22 protein-coding genes and 1 pseudogene are annotated in these 20,677 nt (G+C 72.4%); 10 read left to right on the top strand and 13 right to left on the bottom strand.

Annotated elements, in window-relative coordinates; genetic code table 11:
* Positions 1 to 146 precede the first annotated feature (146 nt).
* Both A3CO_RS31860 and A3CO_RS0112630 read left to right on the top strand, forming a co-directional pair.
* Positions 147 to 914, top strand: a complete 768-nt coding sequence (locus tag A3CO_RS31860; RefSeq protein WP_084681783.1) for an SGNH/GDSL hydrolase family protein — start codon at positions 147 to 149, stop codon at positions 912 to 914.
* Between the two features lie 152 nt (positions 915 to 1,066).
* On the top strand, positions 1,067 to 1,996 hold the full coding sequence (locus A3CO_RS0112630; RefSeq protein WP_018332619.1) for a CE1 family esterase: 930 nt from the start codon (positions 1,067 to 1,069) through the stop codon (positions 1,994 to 1,996).
* A gap of 245 nt (positions 1,997 to 2,241) precedes the next feature.
* Here A3CO_RS0112630 and A3CO_RS38065 read toward each other — a convergent pair whose 3' ends face one another.
* From A3CO_RS38065 to A3CO_RS0112600, 6 genes are all read right to left on the bottom strand, one after another.
* Positions 2,242 to 2,784 (bottom strand): TetR/AcrR family transcriptional regulator, encoded by a 543-nt coding sequence (locus A3CO_RS38065; protein WP_018332618.1) that lies wholly within the window; start codon positions 2,782 to 2,784, stop codon positions 2,242 to 2,244.
* A gap of 29 nt (positions 2,785 to 2,813) precedes the next feature.
* Positions 2,814 to 3,221, bottom strand: coding sequence for a hypothetical protein (locus tag A3CO_RS38060; RefSeq protein ID WP_018332617.1), 408 nt, complete (start codon positions 3,219 to 3,221; stop codon positions 2,814 to 2,816).
* A 123-nt stretch (positions 3,222 to 3,344) separates the two neighbouring features.
* The gene (locus A3CO_RS31850) at positions 3,345 to 4,190 is read right to left on the bottom strand and encodes an SAM-dependent methyltransferase (protein ID WP_211214463.1); all 846 of its coding nucleotides are present in this window, start codon (positions 4,188 to 4,190) and stop codon (positions 3,345 to 3,347) included.
* 111 nt (positions 4,191 to 4,301) lie between these two features.
* The gene (locus tag A3CO_RS0112610; protein WP_018332615.1) at positions 4,302 to 5,480 is read right to left on the bottom strand and encodes an alpha/beta hydrolase family protein; all 1,179 of its coding nucleotides are present in this window, start codon (positions 5,478 to 5,480) and stop codon (positions 4,302 to 4,304) included.
* A gap of 240 nt (positions 5,481 to 5,720) precedes the next feature.
* Positions 5,721 to 6,320: a response regulator transcription factor gene (locus tag A3CO_RS0112605; protein WP_018332614.1), complete on the bottom strand. Its 600-nt coding sequence runs from the start codon at positions 6,318 to 6,320 to the stop codon at positions 5,721 to 5,723.
* Positions 6,314 to 6,499, bottom strand: a complete 186-nt coding sequence (locus A3CO_RS0112600; RefSeq protein ID WP_157647495.1) for a sensor histidine kinase — start codon at positions 6,497 to 6,499, stop codon at positions 6,314 to 6,316. The genes A3CO_RS0112605 and A3CO_RS0112600 overlap by 7 nt, the downstream gene beginning before the upstream one ends.
* A 35-nt stretch (positions 6,500 to 6,534) precedes the next feature.
* Between A3CO_RS0112600 and A3CO_RS31845 the strand changes: the two are divergent.
* From A3CO_RS31845 to A3CO_RS0112575, 5 genes and pseudogenes are all read left to right on the top strand, one after another.
* A pseudogene (locus A3CO_RS31845) lies at positions 6,535 to 7,446 on the top strand (linalool dehydratase/isomerase domain-containing protein); the annotation flags it as partial.
* The gene (locus A3CO_RS0112590; RefSeq protein ID WP_018332611.1) at positions 7,443 to 7,961 is read left to right on the top strand and encodes an SCO family protein; all 519 of its coding nucleotides are present in this window, start codon (positions 7,443 to 7,445) and stop codon (positions 7,959 to 7,961) included. The pseudogene A3CO_RS31845 and the gene A3CO_RS0112590, both read left to right, overlap by 4 nt.
* Positions 7,962 to 8,084: 123 nt before the next feature.
* A complete protein-coding gene (locus A3CO_RS0112585) occupies positions 8,085 to 8,867 on the top strand; it encodes a hypothetical protein (protein ID WP_211214462.1) in 783 nt (260 codons plus the stop codon).
* A gap of 290 nt (positions 8,868 to 9,157) precedes the next feature.
* Positions 9,158 to 9,466 carry a hypothetical protein gene (locus A3CO_RS0112580; RefSeq protein WP_018332609.1) on the top strand — a complete coding sequence of 103 codons (309 nt, stop codon included), beginning with the start codon at positions 9,158 to 9,160 and terminating at the stop codon, positions 9,464 to 9,466.
* A 175-nt stretch (positions 9,467 to 9,641) separates the two neighbouring features.
* Positions 9,642 to 10,049 (top strand): VOC family protein, encoded by a 408-nt coding sequence (locus A3CO_RS0112575; RefSeq protein ID WP_245561496.1) that lies wholly within the window; start codon positions 9,642 to 9,644, stop codon positions 10,047 to 10,049.
* A 131-nt stretch (positions 10,050 to 10,180) separates the two neighbouring features.
* Here A3CO_RS0112575 and A3CO_RS0112570 read toward each other — a convergent pair whose 3' ends face one another.
* Together A3CO_RS0112570 and A3CO_RS31840 are read right to left on the bottom strand one after the other, a co-directional pair.
* Entirely contained in the window at positions 10,181 to 10,609 is a 429-nt protein-coding gene (locus A3CO_RS0112570; RefSeq protein WP_245561495.1) for a cupin domain-containing protein, read from the bottom strand.
* A 22-nt stretch (positions 10,610 to 10,631) separates the two neighbouring features.
* The gene (locus A3CO_RS31840; RefSeq protein WP_084681791.1) at positions 10,632 to 11,105 is read right to left on the bottom strand and encodes a nuclear transport factor 2 family protein; all 474 of its coding nucleotides are present in this window, start codon (positions 11,103 to 11,105) and stop codon (positions 10,632 to 10,634) included.
* A gap of 141 nt (positions 11,106 to 11,246) precedes the next feature.
* On the opposite strand from A3CO_RS31840, the gene A3CO_RS31835 reads away from it, so the two are divergent.
* Positions 11,247 to 11,666, top strand: a complete 420-nt coding sequence (locus A3CO_RS31835; protein WP_018332605.1) for a DUF7793 family protein — start codon at positions 11,247 to 11,249, stop codon at positions 11,664 to 11,666.
* 129 nt (positions 11,667 to 11,795) lie between these two features.
* Positions 11,796 to 12,716, top strand: coding sequence for a class I SAM-dependent methyltransferase (locus A3CO_RS31830; RefSeq protein WP_018332604.1), 921 nt, complete (start codon positions 11,796 to 11,798; stop codon positions 12,714 to 12,716).
* Between the two features lie 171 nt (positions 12,717 to 12,887).
* Here the strand turns inward: A3CO_RS31830 and A3CO_RS36785 are convergent, their stop codons facing one another.
* The 5 genes from A3CO_RS36785 to A3CO_RS35765 form a co-directional block, all read right to left on the bottom strand.
* On the bottom strand, positions 12,888 to 13,220 hold the full coding sequence (locus tag A3CO_RS36785; protein ID WP_084681779.1) for a GYD domain-containing protein: 333 nt from the start codon (positions 13,218 to 13,220) through the stop codon (positions 12,888 to 12,890).
* A 144-nt stretch (positions 13,221 to 13,364) separates the two neighbouring features.
* Positions 13,365 to 13,694 (bottom strand): GYD domain-containing protein, encoded by a 330-nt coding sequence (locus A3CO_RS0112545; protein ID WP_018332602.1) that lies wholly within the window; start codon positions 13,692 to 13,694, stop codon positions 13,365 to 13,367.
* 168 nt (positions 13,695 to 13,862) lie between these two features.
* Positions 13,863 to 15,788: an AMP-binding protein gene (locus tag A3CO_RS31825; protein ID WP_018332601.1), complete on the bottom strand. Its 1,926-nt coding sequence runs from the start codon at positions 15,786 to 15,788 to the stop codon at positions 13,863 to 13,865.
* 244 nt (positions 15,789 to 16,032) lie between these two features.
* Positions 16,033 to 16,458, bottom strand: coding sequence for an ester cyclase (locus tag A3CO_RS35770; protein WP_018332600.1), 426 nt, complete (start codon positions 16,456 to 16,458; stop codon positions 16,033 to 16,035).
* Between the two features lie 200 nt (positions 16,459 to 16,658).
* Positions 16,659 to 17,597, bottom strand: a complete 939-nt coding sequence (locus A3CO_RS35765) for a TIGR01777 family oxidoreductase (RefSeq protein ID WP_018332599.1) — start codon at positions 17,595 to 17,597, stop codon at positions 16,659 to 16,661.
* A 164-nt stretch (positions 17,598 to 17,761) separates the two neighbouring features.
* Here A3CO_RS35765 and A3CO_RS0112525 point away from each other — a divergent pair, with 164 nt between their 5' ends.
* Positions 17,762 to 20,626: an AAA family ATPase gene (locus A3CO_RS0112525; RefSeq protein ID WP_018332598.1), complete on the top strand. Its 2,865-nt coding sequence runs from the start codon at positions 17,762 to 17,764 to the stop codon at positions 20,624 to 20,626.
* Positions 20,627 to 20,677 lie beyond the last annotated feature (51 nt).

The following is a 20,677-nucleotide window of genomic DNA, read 5'->3' as shown; positions in this document are numbered from 1 at the left end:
GCTGCGGCGAGGGCCTGCTCGGTCAGTCCGTCACCCGTCCGAGTTGGGCTACATGGTCTACACATGTGGCGGTTCGTTCGATGGGCGCCGTGGGCCAGCGCCGTGGCACACAGCCCTGTGACCACCTCTCATGATGAGGACCCCGCATGCCTGGCCGGCCCGTCCGACTCCGTCGCCTCACTCGTCTCCTGCAGCGGCACCGGTCGGTGCCGTCGTTGCTGGTGGCCGCCGTCGCGGTCCTCGCGGTCGCGGTCACTGCGACCGTGGTGTTGTTCGCTGCCCACCGCGCGCCCGACCCGGTCCGCTCCGCCGCCGACACCGCAGCGGCCCTGACGACGACCCCGACGCTGGTCTCGGTCATCGGAGACAGCGTCAGCGCGGGCACCCCGTACGGCGGGCTGGGCGCCGCGAACTGGACCAGCATCCTGGGCGGCGACCGGCGCTGGTCGGTGACCGACACCGCCGTCGGTGGCACCGGCTACACCAACCCCGGCCCGGGGAAGGCCCCGTTCGAGGCGGCGCAGCTCGGTCGGGCCACCGTGCCCGGGACCAGGCTCGTGCTCGTGCAGGGCTCGCGGAACGACCTGCTGACCCCACCCGAGCAGGTGCGTGCCGCCGCTACCCGGCTCTTCCACGACCTGAAGGCGGCCCTGCCCGCGGCCAGGATCGTCGCGATCGGTCCGATGTGGCTGCACGCCGGGCCCCCGGCGCAGGCCGCGGTCACCCGCGACGCGGTCAAGGCGGCCGCCGACGCCGAAGCCGTCTCCTTCCTCGACCCCCTGGCTGAGCGTTGGTTCGACGACCCGGCGGCCAGCCGCGCCGCCCTCGGGGGCGACGGCGTGCACCCCACCGATGCCGGGCACGCCGCCATCGCCGGACACGTCGAAGCCGACCTGGCCCACCTCGGCCTGTGAGCGCGCCGCAGAGACCGGGATCCCGGTCGCGGAGCTGAGGTGGCGTCGGTCGAGGCGACGCAGGCGAACCGCACGCCGGGGGAGTCTGAGGATTCGCTGACCGCGAGTGGGACGACTGGGGACCAGCGGCGTCGGCGACCTACGGTCCGGCCGTGTCCTCGACCCGGGAACTCCAGCGCGTCCACCCGACCGCGTGGCTGGTGGTCGTCGTGATCGCGGTGCTGGCGGCGGGGTGTGCTGCGAGCCCGGCGGCTCCGGCGTCGAGCGCGACGACGGAGCACATCGTGGTGGGTGGAGTCTCCCGGACGTATCTGCTGCACCGGCCCGCGCACGCCCCGGCGGGTGCGGCACTCCCTCTGGTCGTCATGATCCACGGTGGTGGCGGGTCGGCCGCCGGCGCGGAACGCGCCTACGGCTGGGACGGCATCTCCGACCGCGACGGTGTCGTCGTGGCCTACCCCGAGGGTCGGCAGGGCTCGTGGTCGGTCGGCGGCGGCTGCTGCGGGGCCGCCGGGCGGGTGGGCAGCGACGACGTCGCTTTCCTGACGGCGATGGTGTCGAGGATCGAGCAGCAGCTCCGCATCGACCCGCGCCGGATCTACGCCACGGGCATCTCCGAGGGCGGCATGATGTCCTACCGGCTGGCGTGCGAGACCTCGCTGTTGGCCGCCGTGGGCCCGGACTCCGCGACGCTGCTCGGCCCCTGCCCGGACCCGCATCCGCTCTCGGTCACCCACCTCCACGGCACGGCGGACACCCGGATTCCCTACGACGGCACGCCCGGTTCGGGGATCAACCACATCACCGGTCCACCGATACCCACGCTGATCGGCGACTGGCGAACCGTCGACCGATGTCCGCCGCCGATCACGACCACCCACGGGATCGTCACGACCACGGTCGCCACGTGCCCGGGAGGTCGCGCGGTCGAGCTGACCACGATCGCGGGCGCCGGGCACCAGTGGCCGGGCGCGGCGTGCAACGCACGCTGCGGGCGCGGCGCCGCCGACCCGCCCTCGACCGCGCTCGACGCGACCACCACGATCTGGGACTTCTTCGCCGCACACCCGATGGCGACCTGACCACGCCCCGCTGTCCCCGCGGTGACCACGACGGTGACCGGGCAGACCCGCTGCACCCGTAGCGGCCCGGCGAGCTGAGCAAATCCGCGCCGACTCGTCTCGGACCGCGACTGAGCTACCTCACGGCCCGCGATGCTGGGGCTGGTGCCAGCCACCGTGCCGTGGTCGGCGGCGGAGGGCCCGTTCGTCGCGGAGAACTACGAGAGGTTCCCATCGTCGGCCGACACGCGAAATGGCGGCGGCGGTCACGGTTGGTCCTGTGTGGGCGCGGTCGCGGCGGCCAGGGTGTGGATGTAGTCGTGGGTGTCGACGTGGTGGATCCGGTCGAGTCCGAGCCGGTGCTGGAGCAGGACGTAGGCGACGAGGCTGCCCATGAACGAGCGGGCGAGCAGGTAGCCTCGGGTGGGGTCGTCGGGTGCGAGTTTGTGGCCGAGGCCTGTGGCGGCCCGGTGCACGAACTCGACGAAGCGGGTGTCGTCGCCGAGGACGTGCTGCTGGCTGACGAGCAGGACCAGCAGGTCGAGTTGCTCGGAGCAGGTTGTGACGAACGCGGTCCCGAGGTGCTCGAGGAGGTCGCGCGGGGTCACTTCGCCCGGTGGATTTCCGGCCATCGCGGAGAACCGTGCGATCCCGTCGTCGACGATGCCGCGCAGCAGGTCTTCCTTGTTCGCGAAGTGCCGGTAGATCAGTGCGTCGCTGACACCCGCTGCGGCCGCGATCTCCCGCGTGGTGGTGGCGTCGAAGCCGCGCTCGGCGAACAGGCGTCGGGCGGCCGCGAGGATCTCCACGCGGCGCTCGGCCTGTGGCAGCCGCCGTGTCACGCCCGGGCCCGGGCGCGGCCGAAGAGCACCTCGCGCAGCCAGAGCCCGCCGCCGGCGTTGGCCAACCCGATCGGGATCCAGTCGGCGACCGTGTGCGGGCCGAAGCCGGTGGGGTGGCCGATCGCCCAGATCACGACGAGGCCGGTCGTCAGCTTGATCGCCGCGGCCAGTCCCGTCAGCACGACGACACCGCGCCGCGCGCGGCCGGCGCCGCCGACGTCGGGCGCAGCGAGGTCGGCGACGGCGAGGAGGACGAGGGCGACGGGCAGCAGGTGCGCCGCGGCGACGAGGAGCTGATCGGGGAGTGGCCCGGGGCCGGTGAAGTGCCCGCCGATCCACCCCAGCCCCACCGCCATGAGGACGGCGGGCCGGCGCGACGGCCCCTCTTCGACCCGGCTGCTCATGGACGGCTCCTCCCGACGGCAGCCAGTATGTGGGCGGGCGCCCACTTACATCAAGCGATGATTGCGGGCCCGGTGCGCCTCGCCGGCCAACCACATCTTCGAGTGGGCCGTTCGAGTGCAGAGTCAGCGCTCGGGCGACCCGAGGGCGGGGTCAGGAGTGTCGAGCCTGGTGACGGCGGTATCGCGGACGGGGGGCAGGGTCCCAACGCCTGCCCAGAAGCCCGGGTGGCCGCCGGTGGCGGTGTCGGGACGCCATGCCGTGGCGTCGACGAGTCCCGGGTCGACCAGGTCGGCGCCGTCGAAGAGGGCAGCCACCTCGGCGTGCGTGCGGGTCAGCACCGGCGAGTCGGTGGACCGATAGGTGCCCATCGCGGCCTCGGCACTGTCGGCATCGTGATCGGAGGTGGCGTGGCTGATCACGAGCAGGCCGCCCCCGAGCAGGGCAGAACGGTAGCGGGCGATCAGGGCCGCCGCGGCGTCGTCGTCGGGAAGGAAGTGCAGGACGGCGACGAGCAGCAGCGCGACCGGCTCGGTGAGGTCGAGCAGGTCGCGGACGCCCGGGGCAGCGAGGACGGCGTCGACGTCGCAGAAGTCGGCGTGGGTGATCGAGGCGGTGCGGACCTCACGCAGGATGGACGCGGCGTGCGCGACCGCGACCGGCTCCCGGTCGACGTAGGCGACGCGGGCGTCCGGGTCGATCCGGTGGGCGATCTCGTGGACGTTGCCGACGGTCGGGATGCCCGAGCCCAGGTCGAGGAACTGCCGGACACCGGCCGCGAGACAGAACCGCACCGCCCGCCCGAGGAACGCCCGGTTCGCCCGCAGCGCCGCGGCGACCCAGGGCATGACCTCCTCGGTGCGCCTCGCGGCGGCGCGGTCGACCTCGAAGTTGTGGCATCCGCCCAGGTGGTAGTCGTACATCCGCGCGGCATTGGGCACCGACTCTTCGAGGGGGAGCGGTTCCGTCACGTCTGGTCATGCTAGAGATCTTCGAAGCCCTGCGACAGCGACGACCACCGCGCCGGCCCACGCCGGTGCGCCGGCGTGGCCGCGGCCCGGCCGGGGCGCTGACCGGTCGCGTCAGGCGTCGTGGCCGAGTACCTGGTCGAGCCAGTCGAAAGTGCGCTGGGCCAGCAGCAGCAGCGTGCCCTCGGAGCAGTGCTGGCCGGCTCCCTCGGCGGAGGAGAAGAAGATGAACTCCTTCTCGCACGTGAGCGCGTCGAACAGCTGCTTCGCCTGCCCCTTGAAGAACTGGTCCTCCTCGGCGTCGAGCACGAGGGTCGGGCAGGTGATCTGCTCGGCGACGCCGTCGAGGGTCCACACCTTCGACGCCTCGACCAGTTCGTCGACGTTCGACACGCCGAAGCTCCACACGCCACAGCGCGCCGCCCACCGGGAGATGGTGCTCTCGGCGAGGAGCTGGTCGAGCCCGCCGGGCAGGTCCGCGGCCTGCGCGAAGAGGTTCGTCAGCGAGGCGTGGAGGTCCCAGACACCGTCGTAGGCGACGCAGGCCGCGAGCCGGGGCTCGAACGCCGCGGCCCGCGGCGCGAGGTAGCCGCCGAGGCTCATGCCCATGAGGGCGAGCCGGTCGCCGTCGACCTCGGGCAGGGTGAGCGCGAGGTCGACGGCGGGGGTGACCGTCGCCTCCCAGTCGGGACGGAAGTACAGCTCCTTCTCCCGGACGTTCGAGCCCTGGCCGGGGCCGTCCCAGGCCAGCACGTTGTAGCCGCGGCGCAACGCTCCGGCGGCACCCGCGAAGTAGAGCTCCTCGAGGGTGGAGTCGATCCCGCCGTGGAACAGCAGGGTCGGGCGGCGCCGGCCGCTGTCGTCGGGGGTGAAGAACAGGCCGGGCAGGGTCGTGCCCTCGTAGGGCACGTCGACGTAGCGGGCGGGCGTGTCGAGCAGTGGCACGGCGTCCGCGAAGGTGCGCTGCGAGCTGCGCGCCAGCCCGAGCGAGTGCTCGTGATCGCCCGCGGGGTCCTCGCGGAGGTAGAAGTCCGCGACCCGGTAGTAGTTCGACGCCCGCAGCAGCGCCTCCCGCGCGCTCACCCGGTGGCCCGCGGCCAGAGCCGTCCGCCCGGTCTGCTCGACCCGCGTGGCGAGCGCCGCCCACTCGGTCGACCACGCCCGCTCGTCGCCGTCGGGGATGTGGTCCGCCGTCACGATCACCTCGCCGACCTCCGCGCCCGCCGCGTAGGCGTAGCTCGTGGCGCGCAGGGTCTCGAACGAGAACGAGGTGTCGTCGAAGAGGAACTTCATGGCTGGCCTCCTAGGTGGTCGAGCGTTTCGGAACGAAACGGTAGCGTTCCATTGTGAAGCCGTGCAAGACGGCTGTCGATCAGGTCACGCCGCCGCCCGGGCCCGGCGGCAGGGTCGGGAGCGTGGATGACGAGCTCCTACGACGGCGCGCGACGATGTTCGGCGCCGCGGCCGCACGGCGCCGTCGGATCCCACCAGTGGACCTGCCGAAGGTCTGGGCGGGACGTGGCCGCGAGCGGTTCAGAGCAGGCCGTGGGCCCGGGCGTTGGTGATGACCTGGGCGCGGTTGCGGGCGTCGAGCTTGCGCATGACGTTCTGCAGGTAGGTCTTGACGGTGTTCGGGGAGAGCACGAGCTCTTGGGCGATCTCGGTGTTGGTGTGGCCCGAGGCGACGAGCCGCAGCACGTCGTACTCGCGCGGGGTCAGCGGTGCGTCCGCGGACGCCGTGAGTCCGCTGCGGTAGGCGCCGGTGCGGACGACGTCGCGGATGGCGGCGCCCAGGGCGGCGCCGGAGGCGTCCTTGACCAGCAGACCGACCGCCCCCGCGGCCAGCGACGGGGCGACGGCCGAGTGTTCGGGGAAGGCCGTGAACAGGAGCACGCGGGTGCTCGGTGAGGCCCGCCGCAGTCGCGGGACGAGGTCCGCGGCGAGGGCGTCGGGGAGTCGGACGTCGAGCAGCACGACGTCGGGTCGCTCCCGCGCGCAGGCCGCCGTCGCCTCGGCACCGTCGGCGGCGTGGCCGACGACATGGATGTCGCTGTGCCGCGCGAGCTGGGAGGCGACCCCCTCGCGGACGACGGGGTGGTCGTCGACGATCAGCACGCGCACGGCGCTCAGCACGGCAGCTCGAGCCGCCAGGTCGTGCCGCCGTGGGGATCGGGGAGGACGCGCAGGCTCCCGCCGAGGCGCCGGACCGCGACGGAGGTCGAGGTCAGCCCGATCCCGGACGCGCCGTCGGCGCCGATCCCGACGCCGTCGTCGGTGACGGCGACGACCAGGCTGCCGGGGCGGGTCGCCACGCTCACCACCACCGCCGTCGCACCAGAACGGCTACCTCGGGATCGCGTGCGAGCCGAACTGCGTGTTCCAGATCTGCAACCAGCCCGCCATCCTCGGGTTCCGCCTGCACGACATGCTCACCGGCGGGCAGCGCGCCGACGAGGTCGTCGCCGGCTACCAGCGGGCCTGGGCCGACTTCGGCCGTCTCGACGACACCGGCCACTACAACCAGATGATCCTCGAGGACTCGCGGGTCGTACGGCCGAACGCGCTGACCGCGCCCTGGATCGACGCCTGGTGCGGCGCGGTGATGAACACCTGGAACCGCGACTTCGTCCACGAGCACTACCCGCGCCAGGTCGCCGACTTCCTGATCCCCGGCCCGGACGGCACGATCTCGGTGCGGTCCACGCCCGCCATGAACGTCATGGGCCAGGCCGTCGTCAGCGACACCTGCGACGTCGGCTGGGTCGCGGCCTGGGCCGCCGAGATGGGCGACCGGGCCGCCCTCGACGGCATCCTCGCCCACGCCGACCGCTTCATGAACCCCACCTGGCGCGACGGCGCGCTGCACTACCCGCGGAACGACACCCCGACCGATGCCGACGGGAACCGCACCGAGATCGAGCCGATGACGGGCAACGTGCTGCTCGGCTACGCCCGGCTCGACGTCCCGGACGGGCTCCACCGCCTGTACCAGGACCCGTGGGGCCCGGAGCACTTCGCCGAGCCCGCGCTCACCGAGGTCGGGCGCGACGTCGAGGTCAGCCGCGCCGAGGTCGTCGACGGCGTCCTGCACGCCCGGCTGCGCCGCCGCGACGGCGCGGACGCGGCGGTGGTGATCGACCGCGTGCCCGACGGCGCACGCCTGCGCCTCGACGGGCAGGAGGTCCCGACGACGGGTGGCGGCACCGTCACCGTCGAGGTGCCCGGAGGTCCCGCCCACGACCTCGAACTCGTCCCGTGAGCGCCCCCACCGGCGTCCCCGGAGAGGTCGCCTTCGACCTCGTCGACCACCACGGCTGCCCCGTCGACGCCGGGACCTTCCGCGGCTCCTGGCTGCTGGTGCAGTTCGGCTTCACCTCGTGCCGCGTCGTCTGCCCCCGGGCGCTCACGAAGCTCACCGCCGCCCTCGACGAGGTCGGTGACGACGCCGGGCGCGTCCGCCCGCTCTACGTGACCGTCGACCCCGACCGGGACACCCCCGACGTCATGAAGGCCTTCCTGACGACGGCCTACCCGCGCTTCACCGGCCTGACCGGGACCGTCGAACAGGTCGAGGCCGCGAAGGCTGCGTTCCGGGTCTTCGCCCGCCGCCGGGCCGACCCGCAGGACCCGGACGGCTATGCCGTGCCGCACACCGCCATCACCTACCTCGTCGACCCCGCGGGACACCTCGCGCGGCACTGGCCCGACACCGCGGACGCCGCCACGATCTCCGCCGGCATCCACGCGCTGCTGGGTTCCCGCGCCGAACCCTGACGTCGAACCGACCCCGGACGAAGCGAGGACGAGCGAGTGCACACGGACGACCCGGCCGGCCCGGCGTCGCGGGGACGGCTGCGGAACCAGCAGGTCCATATCGGGGCGGTGTGGGTGAGTGTCATGGAGCCCGAGGACGGGCACGAGGTGGCGTTCCACCAGTGGTACGCCGACGACCACTTCTACGCGGGCGGAATGAATTTGCCCGGCATCTTCGCGGGTCGCCGGTGGGTCTGCCCACGGGAGCACCAGGCCCTGCGCTACGCGCGCGAGAACTCGACCTTCCAACCGGCGCAGGCGGGCCGGTTCCTGCACCTCAACCTGTTCGCGCGCGGGCAGGTCGACGACACCGCCGAGGTCCTGGGCGAGGCGATCGCCCGCCTCGCGGGAGAGGGGAGGATGTACGTCGACACGATCCGCCGCCGCCACGTGTTCAGCCGGCTGCAGCCCTACGCCGGCGTCGTCTACGCCGCCCCCCACGAGCCCGGGCCGCTCGACATCCACGCCCTGGACCACCCCTTCGCGGGGGTCGTCCTCGAGGTCGTGCGCACCGCCGCCGGACAGAGCCGCCAGGCCCTGGTGGACGACCTGCGCCACGACGTCATCCCGAGCCGACTGGGCCCGGCCGGCGCGGAGCTGTGTCTGGTCTGCCTCGACGCCGATCTTCCCGAGGCCGTGTCGAGGAAGACCGCGCGGGTCCCGAGCGCCTACGGCGACGCCGCCGACGAGCGGATCAGCCTGTTGTGGTTCGTCCACGACGATCCACGCGAGGACTGGGAGGAACGCTTCGCCCCCCACCGCGACGCGCTCGATGACCGTGGCCTCGGCTACCTGGAGTTCGCCAGCCCCTTCGTCCCCACCGTTCCCGGCACGGACCGACACGTCGACGACCTCGGCGAGCGGTGACTGCCCGACGATGGCCGGGCCTCTGCCGCCGGACGGACTCCCCGTGCGATTCATCTTCCGCGGGTGAGGCTCCCGACGGCGCGGGTGCCCAGACTCCTCCGGCAGTCCTCGCCTGCCGGTGGGACTGACCGATCGAGCGGATCGAGCAGGGAGCCCCCTTGACGCGTCCCCGGACCGGCCCCGCGCCCGGCGTGCACCGATCGAGGGGGCGGCGGGCGCTCCTGCTCGGGGGGCTCCTCGTCCTGGGTGCCTGCTCCGCGCCTTCCGGCGGCGGCCCGCCATCTGCCCCGGTGACCGTCATCCCCCCGGGCACCTACCGGAACGCCATCACGCCCAGCGGGCCCCAGACGCTGACCATCGAGAACGGGACGAGCTACACGCAGACGAACACCGCGTCGCAGCAGCGCATCCCCGGGACGATCGCCCAGGACTCCTCGCAGCGGGTCACGTTCACCAGCGCCGCGGGAGCCCCGTGCGCAGGTGAAGCCGGGCTCTACCGGGCGACCGTGGACGCAGCGGGCCTGCACCTCCTCACGGTGTCGGATCCCTGCCCGACCCGCGCCAACGACTTCGTGTCCGGGCCCTGGACGCCCTCCTAGCCGACGGGTGAGGCGGCGGCGGGTGAGCCGACGTCACCCCTCACGGGTGAAGCGATCGCCGACGGCCCGCCCATACCGGGCGCAGTGGAACTAACGTCGTCGCGATCCTGGAACACTGACGGGTGTAGCGAGGGATGCGATGCGCCGAAATCGGTCGGTTCCTGACGCCGTGGTCATGCCGGTGCTCGTCTACCCCGATGTTCGAGCCGCCGTAGCGTGGCTCACCGAAGCGCTCGGCTTCGTCGAACGCCTTCGTATCGGTGAGGCCCACCGGTCCCAACTCCACGTCGGCGACGGTGCGGCGGTCATCGTCACCGAGCCACGGGGCGGCGCCGACCCTCGGGGAGCAGCCGGCGAGGGAGCGGTGACGGCCTCGGTGATGGTCAGGATCGACAACCTGCGCGAGCACTGTGAGACCGCGAGGAGTTGCGGCGCACGCATCACCATGGAGCCGGCCGACTTCGAGTACGGGGAGACGCAGTACCAGCTGGAGGACCCGTTCGGGCACCGGTGGACGTTCACCGAGACCTACGCGGACGTGGACCCGAGCGACTGGGGCGGAATCTTGCTCGCGGGCGACTGATCCGATCGGCTCGGCGGATTCGTCCACGGCAGCGTCGGTGGTCTTTCGGCGCCTACCGGAGAAGGCCGAGCAATGCCGCCGTCCGCGGCGGCGAGATCGACCTGTCTTCCGGTGACGTTGCCGGGCGCGGATTAGGGGCTGATCTCACTGTCGTGGCGCCGGTAGATCTCGGCGAGACGGGTCGGGTCGGGCGGGCCCGACGCGGGCAGGGCGGCGCCGATCTCTTCCATGAATTCCAGTGCACTCGCTGGGCTCCACACCCCGAGGACCCGAGCAGGCTCGTCGGTCGGGTTGGCGAAGGTGTGTCGCTCTCCCTTCGGCGCGAGGATGAGGCCGCCGACAGGCACCAGCTCAGGCTCGGACCGGCCCCTGACCATCGTCAGCGCACCCTCGAGCACGTAGATGGCCTCGTCGAAGCCGTGGTGAATGTGGGGCGGCGGCCCGGCGAAGTGCGGCGGGACCGTGAGCTCGCAGAGCGCCACGCCCTCGCTCTCGCCGAGTACGCGGATGCCATCGCCGGCGTAGGGGATGAGGCGGGTCGCGCCCGGGTCCACATTCACGGCGTCAACGCTGCTCCCACTGTCAAGCATCGACCTGTTCGGATCCAGCGGCGGCCGCGCGACGGCGGGACCTCGCCGGGAACCGTCGGGACCATCGTCCCTGGTCCGACCGGTCGCGGAACCGGACGGTTGCGTGTGCTGCGACCACGCGCCATCCCGCGTTCTTCTCGTGGGCCCATGCACGGGTGTAGCGGACCGTGGCCGCGACCGGCTGGCCATTGACGGAGCCCTCGATGCCCAGGAGGGACCAGGTCAGTCCCGTCGACCCGATGGTCCGGGCTCGCAGGTCCCGTTCCTCGAGACGGGTGAGAACCTGTCGGCCGCTGCGGATCGCTTCGAGGTCGTCGTGCTTCGTGGCGATGGAGCCGTCCGGCCCGACATAGAGCACGTCGTCGTCGATGAGTCGGTCAAGAGTGGGCACGTCCGAGGCGAGTTGCGCGGCGTGCAGGGCGCGTTCGGCCGCGAGGAGGTTGTCGCTGTCGGCGGCGTCGGACATGGGCGGATGGTAGGACACGCGTTTTCCCCGCTCAGGACGTCAGGGGCCGACCAACGCAGCGGTGGTGCCCCTCGAGCACGATCGGCTCACGCCCACGGGAAGTGACTATCCGGTTCGTTTCTGGTCGCTACGCTGCGGCGCGTGGAGTACGACGACGCGATGGCCGTGGACGAGGATCGTCGTGGTTTCGTCCGGCTCACCTGGACCCCGGGCGTCGACATCGATGGAGAGCTCGCCGAGGCCGCCGTCGGTTCGGTCGATGCCCTCAACGGTGAGCGGATGCGCCCGCTGCTGGTGAACATGGCCGGCACCCGGACGCTGTCGCGGGACGCGCGCCTGGTGTTCACGCGGCCGTGCTCGGCGTCACGGCTCGCCCTGCTCGGGCGTTCCCGGGTGGACACCGTCATCGCGAACTTCGCCCTCGGGGTCGCGGCGCACCCGATGCCGATGCGGTTCTTCACCGACGAGGCCGAAGCCGTGTCGTGGCTGCTGGGTGCGAGCGTGCCGCCGCCGGGATACCGCTGGTGGCACCGGGAGGACAGCGCACGGCCCTCCCTGTGAGGAATCTCGACGCGGGCCCGCCGACCGTCGTGACGGCCCGACACTGACGCCGCCCGTTCGGCTCTGTGACCGGCCTCCCGCTGCGCCTAGCGTCCCTGTCGGCGAACCTGCGCGCCGAGGGGGACGACGATGCCGCTGCGCCGCGTGCTCATGCTGCCGCACCTCGTGTGGTGGGGAGCGCGGGCCCCGCGAGGCACGCAGAACCGGTGGGACCGCTACTGGGCGGGGGTCGGCGCCACCGGCGACGGCGGGGACGTGTTGTGGGACTCCAGCGACCCCGCGGAGCTCGAGCGGTATCTCGAGCTCTTCGAACGGTTCGCCGCTCCCGCTCGGGCGGTGGTCGATCTCGGGTGCGGCAACGGCCGGTTCACCCGCGCGCTGTCCCGGCGAGGATGGCGGGCTATCGGGGTCGACGTGTCCGACGCGGCGATCGCCCTCGCGCGGGCGGAGACCGACCGGGTGGGGGAGGTGTCGTCGCCGAGGTTCCTGGTCGCCGACCTCGCCGCGCCCGGCGCGCTGGACCGGGTGCGCGAGGAACTGGGGGACGCGAACGTCCTCGTGCGCGGCGTCCTGCACGTGCTCACCGCCGAGGCCCGTGGGCAGGTCGCGCGCAACATCCGACACCTCCTGGGCGACCGCGGCGTCGCGGTGATCGCCGAGACCAACCACCGGGGGTCGCTGCTGAGCTATCTGGAGAGCCTGGGCGCCGGCGTCCGCGGTCTGCCGCGTCCGCTGGCCCGGGCCATCGCGTCCGGGCTGCCGACGCCGCGTCCCTTCGGGCAGGACGAGCTGGAGCAGACGTTCCCCGACGAGGAATGGGAGCGGGTGCACCTCGACGACGCCGCGGTGATCCACGCCGTTCCGATGCGTCGCCGCAGCGACCGCGCCGAACGCATCCCGGGGTTCGTCGCGGTCCTGCGTCCCCGGCAGGAGAACCGGCCGAGCCCATCGGCCGCCCGCGCGGACCAGGAGCAGCCGCGGATCCCCGACCCCCGGAGTGCGGTCGGGGAGTCTCGCCCGGTCACCCCGGGCCAGATCCGACCCACCTAGCAACCCTGGCCCGCAGCAGCCACCGGGGCAGCACGGCGCTACCGGATGACGGACGTTATTGCGGCGGCCCCTGGAGCGCGGCTCCAGCACGTGGGGAAGCACCACGGCGACGAGCCCCGACGATGTGTTGCACGTACGCCAGCTCGACCGGCTCAGCTGAGAGCTACCGGACTAGCTGCCGGGCTTGCGGTAACCGGGTGCGGCCTGCTGGGCGTTGGTGAGGACCGGTACGAAGTCCGCGGCTGTGACGAGTTGCTGGACGGTCACACGATCGAACGCGCCGGAGCCGGTGATGACCAGGTTGATGGCGGCGGCGACCTCAGGGGTTGGTGCCTCCGCGATCGCGAGCCCTCCGAGCTCACCCAGCGTGTAGTACAGCGCGGTCAATTCACCTCCGGCCTCTCGCACGGTCCTCGCCACTGCTTCAGTGCGATCACCCGGGTTGGATGTCATTCGCGCCCAGCTCTCCGGCTTGTAGTGAAAGAAGTACGCGAACGTTGCCATGGAACTCCTCCTCGAACAGAAATAGGTGGGCCCGCACGGTGCCACCCATCGCACGCTGCGCAACAGCCAAGCGTCGACAGCTGGCACCACCCAATAGAAGCAACCGCGGCGTCAGCGGGATAGAAAAACCGAGTGGGACACGGGTTATCGTGCGGGTCGGTACTGTTCTGCTGCGCTGTGCGCCCGCTGCAGCGACTCCACCCACTCCTGGGTGCTCAAGAGCCGGGTCGTGCGGGCCGATCGGGCGGCGCCTCCTGCGCCGACGATGAGCGCCGCGCCGGCGGCCGCTTGGTCGTCGGGTGCTTCGAAGACGACCACCACGTCGTACTCGCCGAAGGGATGGCCCGCCGCCAGCACGGTTGCGCCGAGCGAATCGAAGAGGGGCCGGACGACCTCGATACGGTCCTGGGGTTCCCGTATCTGCGCGGCGAGCGACTCCGCGGTGTAGGCCACCTCGTACATGTACAACGGCATGATCGAACTCCTCAACGACCCTGAGGGTCATCGCTGGGACGTGGTGTCTGTCGAGCCCTGGGAGGGCTGCTCGGTCGAGGACCCGGTCAGGGTCCGGGGTCAGCCGGCGACTTCCGGTCGGTGAGTGGCGTCAGCTCGGTCGACGGGGAGCACCTGGCCAGCCTTGTGCTACGCGCCGTTCGGCGACGGGTTCCGGGGGCCGTCATGGGTGGGCGGCGGGAGCTGGGCGAGCAGGGCGCGGCGCAGCAGTTTCCCGGCGGGGCTGCGGGGGATGCCGTCGACGACGCTCACGCTGCGGATGCGCTGTTGCGGCGCCACCCGCGCCGCCACCCAGGCCATCAGTTCCGCAGGGTCGATCTGTCCGCGCGGCACCACGAAGGCGTGCGGGATCTCTCCGGCGGCCGGGTCGGGTCGGGCGACGACCGCGACGTCGACGACGTCGCTGCGCTCCGCGACGAGGGCTTCGAGTGCACTGGGTGTCACCTGGTGGCCGTTGTACTTGATCAGTTCCTTGAGCCGGTCGACGATTCTGAGGCGGCCGTGCTCGTCGGCGACGACGAGGTCGCCGGTCCGGGTCCAGCCGTCAGCGGTGACGAGCTGCGCGGTCGCGTCGGGGTCGCCGAGGTAGCCCGGGCTGCACGCGGGCCCCCGCACCCACAGCTCGCCGTCGCGACCGGCGGGGAGGACCTCCCCGGTGTCCGGGTCCACCACCTGCCAGGCCACCTCGGGCAGCGGACGGCCCAGCACTCCCGGCTCCCGCGGTCCCGCGGCGTCGTCGACGGTGATCCACCCGGTCTCGGTCATCCCGTAGGCGTTGCACGCCGCGACCCCGAGTCGCGCCTCGACCTCGCGGTGCAGCTCGGCCGGCAACGGCGCCCCTGCCGAGGCGACCAGGCGCAGCGAGGGGAACCTCCGGTGATCTGCCGCAGCCGCGAGGACACGCAGGATCGGCGGTGCCCCCAGCAGCGCTGTCACAGCGTGGTGCTCGAGGCAGTCCAGGAACGCCTCGGGCTCGAACCGGGGGAGCGTCACCACCCGTGCACCCGCCGCGAGCGCGCCCATGGTCGCGGACAACCCGGCGGCGTGACTCAACGGCAGCACCGCGAGGTACACGTCGTCGGCGGTGATGTGCCAGCGCTGCGCCAGACGGGCAGCGCTGACCGTCCACGCTTCCTGGGTCATCAGGACCGTCTTCGGTGGGCCGGTCGTCCCGCTGGAGTTCATCAGCGTCACCACCGCCTCGGGGCCCGGCGCGGCCGGCGACGCGCTCCTGGGCGCCCTGCGCCCCAGGAGCGCGTCGTCGAGCACCGTCACCGCGACGTCGTCGAGCACTCCCCTCGTGTGCTCGACGACGTCGCCGGCGGCCAGCAGCGCCACCGCGCCCGCCCGACGGAGCTGGTCGGCGATGTCGCGGGCGGGACTCAACGGGTGGATGGTCGCGACCCGCATCCCGCCGGCGACCGCGCCGAGCATCGCGGAGAGCCACACCGCGCTGTTGGGCCCGCTGATCCCGACCGTGGCCCCGCCCGGGAACGCCTCCCGCCAGCCACAGGCTTGCGCGGTGACCGACTCCGCCAGGTCGACCCCACGCACCTCCCGTCCGGTGTCGGCCTCGACCAGCACCGCCTCCCCCCGCGCCCACAACTGCTCGAGGACCGGGGTGAGGCTGAGGTCGGGCTCGATGACGGGCACTGTGGGCTCCTGGTCGGCGTCGTGGTTCGAGTCTTCGACGGCCTGCCAGATGAGCGCGGCCGAGAGGTGGTCAGGGGCGGAGAGGACACCGTGGGCGCGGGCGAGTTCCGCGACGAGCCGCTCCGCGGTGCAGTCGTGAACGACGGCTTCCTGTTCGAGTACCTCCGTGATGAGGTCACCGGCTCCGGTGGCGCGCAGTCGGCACAGTGCGGTCCCGAGCAGACGGGCGGCCTGGCCGACGAGCTCGAGTGCGGCCGAGGCCTTCGCGTTGGCCCGGGCGTTGTCGGCCACCGAGCACGCGGCGGCCCACGCGCGCAGCGCCGCACCGCCGGCCAACGGAGTGGGAAGCGTCGTGTGCTGCTCGCGCTCGGCCTCCCGCAGCGCGAGCAGCAGCCCCGACACCCGTCCCCGGGCGACGACCCAACCTCGTATGGCCGCATTCGCGGCGACGTCGTTTCCCGCCGCGAACCATGGTGGGCGTTCCGTTCTTCTCGGCCCGGACCTTCCGCCAACATTCACGTCGAGGTCCCCCTTGGGCAGGTCCGATTCGTGATAGGTCGCGGAATGTCCGTCCCGAACGAGTCGGCGGACAGGTTCGGTTCGAATGGAACGGCTACGACGCCTGATCCGGGGCGGCGTGCGAGCGTCAAGCAGGCGCGTTCATCACCCCGAGCTGGCCGAGGAGCTCGAGCTGGTCGTAATAGAGCCGGTGGCCGCTGATGCGGTCGTGCTCGCAGCGGTACACGCTGGCGAAGGGCACCGAGACGTGGCTGCCGGTGGCCTCGGTGCGGGTGCCGTCGGCGCCCTCCAGCACGCCGGTGTGCGTGCCTTCGAAGGTGGCCTCGACCGCCGTGGCATCGGCGCCTTCGATCAGCCGGTGCAGCAGGACGCGGTTGTCCGGGAACGCGTCCTGGAACCCGTGCCAGAAGGTGCGGGCTCCGTCGAGGCCGTCGAGGACCAGCCCGCCCGGCGCGATCATGCGGGGGGCGTCGGTGTACAGCCCGAGCCAACCGTCCAGGTCTTTGAGGTTCCAGGTCTCGAACTCCGCGTGGACCAGGTCCCTGTTGCTCATCTCGCGTCCTCCTGTCGATGACTGGTGTACTGACTGACAAGTGCGTTTCTCGCGGCGGCACGGTCGATGTGCACGAGCAGAACCGGTCGACCACGGTTTGCCCCTGGCGACCAATGTCCACGGATCGCTCAGCGTCGAAGGCCAAGGAGCGGAAGCTGCGCTCGGGGACAGCGCCACGGCGGATGCGACGCGGACGCTTGCTACGACAGGCTCGTCAGCGACGCAGTGGCGTCGGCGGGCTGGGTGGTGTGGGTGAGGTCGGCGATGGCGGCTCGGATGGTCGGGTAGCCGAAGTCGAAGCCGGCGCGTTGGGCGACGGCGGGGCGCATCCGGAAGCTGGGCAGCAGCAGCTCGGCCGCGCCTCCGAGGGAGGTCTGGACCTGCTCGGCGGGGACTCGGGTGGTGCATGGCACGCCGAGCGCGGCCGCGAGGGCGCCGGCGAAGTCCTCATGGCGGGCAGCACCGGGGGCGACGACGTCGACGACGCCGGTGTAAGCGGGGCTGTCGACCATCTCGACGAGCAGGCGCACGGCGTCGGTGTAGTGGATCCAGGGCATCCACTGTGCTCCGGAGCCGAGCACGACCCCGGCTCCTTGGTCGAAGGGCTGGCGGAGCACGGGGAACGCGCCGCCGTCCTCGCCGAGCACGATGCCGATGCGGGCCAGCGCCAGACGCCCCGAGCGCGTGGCCGGTTGAGCGGCTTCTTCCCAGTCGGCGTCGATCGCGCCGACCACCAGGTCACGGCTGGCGGGGTGGGTCTCGTCGACCTCGTGATCGCCGGTGTCGCCGCACACCGGGTAGCCGCTGGCGTTGACCAGCACCGTGTCTCGGGCGGCGCCGCCGAGCGCGGACACGATCCGCTCAGTGAGCTCCACGCGGCTGGACCGCATCGCCTCGACGAACTCGTGGGTCCAGGACTGTTCGAGGACGTTGCGCCCCGCGAGGTTGAGTACCGCCCCGGCGCGGGCGACAGCCTCCTCGAGCTCGGGGCCGAGCCCGATCCAGAGCCGCTGCGGGAACCGTCGGTGGGCCTGATCGGGGTCGCGTGAGACTCCAACAACGGTCCATCCGCGGTCCTCGAGGCGGGTGCACGCCCCGCGCCCGAGCCAGCCCGAAGCGCCCGTCACCACGATCTCCATGCCCACCCGCCTCCGTACCGTTGTCCAGGCGTCGTCCGTGTTGCTGCACGTCTCGACCGGGGTTGCTGGGCGTGAACGCTAGGGCGTTCTGCCTCATCCGAGATCGGAAGATTCCCTAGTTCGGCGGAGCAACGGGCCGCCGAGGGTTGCCTAGGGTCACCAGGGTGGGAATCAGCGCTGCCGCTTGCAGCAGACTGTCGCGCCCGCTGCTGGGTCGGGTCGAGGAGTGCGCCGAGCTGCGCGGCGCCTTCGAGGACGCCGCGAGCGGGCGGGCGACGGTGGTCACGCTGAGCGGGGACGCCGGAGCCGGCAAGACGGCTCTGTGTCGGTACCTGGTCGGGCACGCCGAGTCCCACGGCGCCCGGGTGCTGGCCACCAGCTGTGTCGAAGGCGAGGCGGACCTGGCCCTGGCGGGCATCTCCGCGCTACTGCGACCGGTGGCCGAGTTCGCGAGCGCTCTACCTCCTGTCCAGCGTCAGACCGTGGCGGCGGCTTGCGGGCTCGCGGACGGGGCGGCGGGAGCGGATCGGTTCGTGCTGGGCGCAGCCACCTTGGGTCTGCTCGCGGCTGCTGCGGAACAGCAGCCGCTCGTCGTGCTCGTCGACGACGTGCACTGGCTCGACGAGCCCTCCCGCGATGCACTGCAGTTCGCCGTGCGTCGCTTGGGCGCGGATGCGGTGCTGGTGGTGATCGCCGCCCGCGGCGGGCGGGGGCTGCCCGGACTCGATGCCCTGGCGCGACCGCTGCCGGTCGGCGGTCTGGGCCGGGACGACCTGGCGGCCACGCTCGATCAAGCCGGGATGGGTGTCGGCGATGACGTGGCGGGCGCGATCCACGCCGCTACCGACGGTCTGCCGTTGCCGGCCCTGGAGACCGCCGCCGCGCTCTCCGCCGCGCAACGCGCCGGGACCGACCTGCTCCCCGACCCGCTGCCGGTCGGACGCGCGGTCCTCGAGCGGTTCCGGGCTCGACTCGACCAACTGCCCGACCCGACCCGACGAGCCCTCGCGACCGTGGCCGCGGCCGGATCCGCCCCTGCGTCGGTGCTGCATCAAGCCCTCGCCGAGCTATCCCTCGATGCCGACGACCTGTCGCCCGCCGAGGACACCGGAATCGTCACCATGTCCGACGGCTGCGTCGTGATCGCCCATCCACTGCTGCGCGCCGCCGCGTACGCCCATTGCGCCGCGAGTGTGCGGCGGGCGATCCACGCCGCGCTGGCGCACGCCAGCAATCAGGATCCGGAGCGTCGAGCCCGGCACCTCGCAGCCTCCAGCGTCGGCCCCAGCGAGGACCTTGCGGCCGCGGTCGAGGCCGCGGCCCACCGGGTCCGCGACCGTGCGGGTCCGGCAGCCGCCGCACACCTGCTCCGTCGTGCGGCCGAGGCGACTCCGTCCGGCCCTCGGCGAGACCAGCGGCTACTCGCTGCCCTCGTGGCACTCGCCGCCGGCGGCCGCCACGACGACGCACAACACATCGCCCGTCATCTCGCCGCCACCGCCGACGACCCGAACATCCGCGCCGACGCCACCCTCGTGCAGCTCGGGATGTCGGTATGGGGCGCCGACTCAGACCAGATGCTGCGCGTCGCCACCGGCCAGGCGCAGCAGATCGCGGCCACCGACCCCGCCCGCGCGGCCCGGGCACTGTTCATGGCCAGTACCGCAGCCACCGGTCACGGCGCCTTGAACGACGCCCTGAGCCTCGCCCAGCGCGCCCACGAACTCGCCGCCTCGACCGACGACCCAGCGCTGCTCGAAGCCGCCCGCGAACAGCACGCCATGGACCTCGTCCTGCTGGGCCGCCATCGCGAGGCACTGGTCTTGCTGCAGGAACCACGCCAGGTCCGTGCCGACCCGACCGAAGTCCACGCCCTCCAGCAACCGGCCACCCTGCAGACCCTGACGCGGCTCGCACGACTCGACGAGGCGGACGTACTGGCCGGCGAGCTCCTGGCCGTCTGCGCCCGCGATCAGGCACCCACCACGAAGGCCTACGTGCTCGCCGTCACCGAGGAACTCCGGTGGTGGCAGGGTCGATGGGTCGAAGCCCTCGCCTGCGGCGAAGAAGCGGTCACGCTGGCGGCGCAGACCGGGCAGGAGGTGCTGGGCTGGTTCTCCGGTGCGGTCCGGGGCCGCATCCTGGCCGGACTGGGCCGCGACCACGACGCCCGCGAAACGGTGGGTCGAGCCCTGTCGGCGAGTGGGGCCGAGTCCTTCCTGCCGCTGCGGCTCTACGGACCCGCTGCGCTCGGCTTCCTCGAGCTCGGGCGGGGCAACCACGCGGCCGCGGTGGCTCACCTGCTCGCCGCCGAAGCCGCCCGCCGCGAGACCGGGTTGTGCGACCCGCGGACGGTGCCGTTCGGCCCCGATCTCGTGGAGGCGCTCGCCCGCAGCGGCGACTGTCCTGCGGCGCGCCGGGCACTCGCCGAGCTCGACGAGCGGATGACCACCGCGGCCACCTGCTGGGGACTCGCCGTCACCACCCGCTGCCACGCCCTGCTCGAGGACGACCCGAGCCGGGCCGACACCCTCTACGAGCAGGCCCTCGAACATCACCGCAAGGACGGCTCACCCTTCGACCTCGCCCGCACCCAGCTCTGCCGGGGCGAGCGGCGCCGCCGACACGGCGATCACCGGGGCGCCAGACCGATCCTGCAGGACGCCCTCGCCACCTTCCAGGCGCTGGGAGCGGCGCCCTGGGCCGACCGTTCCGCCGCCGAGCTGCGGGCGGCGGGTGGGTCCCCGGCGCCGCTACCGCCAGAGACTGCGACCCTCGACGCTCTCAGCCCGCAAGAGCTCCAATGTGCGCTCGCCGTCGCCCAAGGAATGACCAACCGCGAAACCGCTGCGGCACTGTTCATCAGCCACAAGACCGTGGAATACCACCTGTCGAAGGCCTACACCAAACTCGGGCTGCGATCCCGCACACAGCTGGTCCGCTTCCTCGACACCCAATCACCAGGCGCAACGAACGACCGCCATCGATGCAGTTCCCGGCGGCCGAGGCGGCGAGATCTAGGTTCGTGAAATCCCCGCAGGTGGCATCACCCGCGAGGACGGATAGTCGGACACTCCCAC

Origin of the sequence: Actinomycetospora chiangmaiensis DSM 45062, from assembly GCF_000379625.1 — a bacterium.
Lineage (GTDB): Bacteria > Actinomycetota > Actinomycetes > Mycobacteriales > Pseudonocardiaceae > Actinomycetospora > Actinomycetospora chiangmaiensis.
The sequence above is the reverse complement of the archived record's forward strand: the minus strand, read 5'-3'. Positions and strand labels throughout refer to the sequence as shown.

What these genes read in the sequence shown, in the direction of transcription:
- A3CO_RS31860 (WP_084681783.1), top strand. Translation starts at nt 147, where the DNA reads ATGCCTGGCCGGCCCGTCCGACTCCGTCGCCTCACTCGTCTCCTGCAG.
- A3CO_RS38060 (WP_018332617.1), bottom strand. Translation starts at nt 3,221, where the DNA reads ATGAGCAGCCGGGTCGAAGAGGGGCCGTCGCGCCGGCCCGCCGTCCTC.
- A3CO_RS0112610 (WP_018332615.1), bottom strand. Translation starts at nt 5,480, where the DNA reads ATGAAGTTCCTCTTCGACGACACCTCGTTCTCGTTCGAGACCCTGCGC.
- A3CO_RS0112585 (WP_211214462.1), top strand. Translation starts at nt 8,085, where the DNA reads ATGGAGCCCGAGGACGGGCACGAGGTGGCGTTCCACCAGTGGTACGCC.
- A3CO_RS0112575 (WP_245561496.1), top strand. Translation starts at nt 9,642, where the DNA reads ATGCCGGTGCTCGTCTACCCCGATGTTCGAGCCGCCGTAGCGTGGCTC.
- A3CO_RS31840 (WP_084681791.1), bottom strand. Translation starts at nt 11,105, where the DNA reads ATGTCCGACGCCGCCGACAGCGACAACCTCCTCGCGGCCGAACGCGCC.
- A3CO_RS31830 (WP_018332604.1), top strand. Translation starts at nt 11,796, where the DNA reads ATGCCGCTGCGCCGCGTGCTCATGCTGCCGCACCTCGTGTGGTGGGGA.
- A3CO_RS36785 (WP_084681779.1), bottom strand. Translation starts at nt 13,220, where the DNA reads ATGGCAACGTTCGCGTACTTCTTTCACTACAAGCCGGAGAGCTGGGCG.
- A3CO_RS0112545 (WP_018332602.1), bottom strand. Translation starts at nt 13,694, where the DNA reads ATGCCGTTGTACATGTACGAGGTGGCCTACACCGCGGAGTCGCTCGCC.
- A3CO_RS35770 (WP_018332600.1), bottom strand. Translation starts at nt 16,458, where the DNA reads ATGAGCAACAGGGACCTGGTCCACGCGGAGTTCGAGACCTGGAACCTC.
- A3CO_RS35765 (WP_018332599.1), bottom strand. Translation starts at nt 17,597, where the DNA reads ATGGAGATCGTGGTGACGGGCGCTTCGGGCTGGCTCGGGCGCGGGGCG.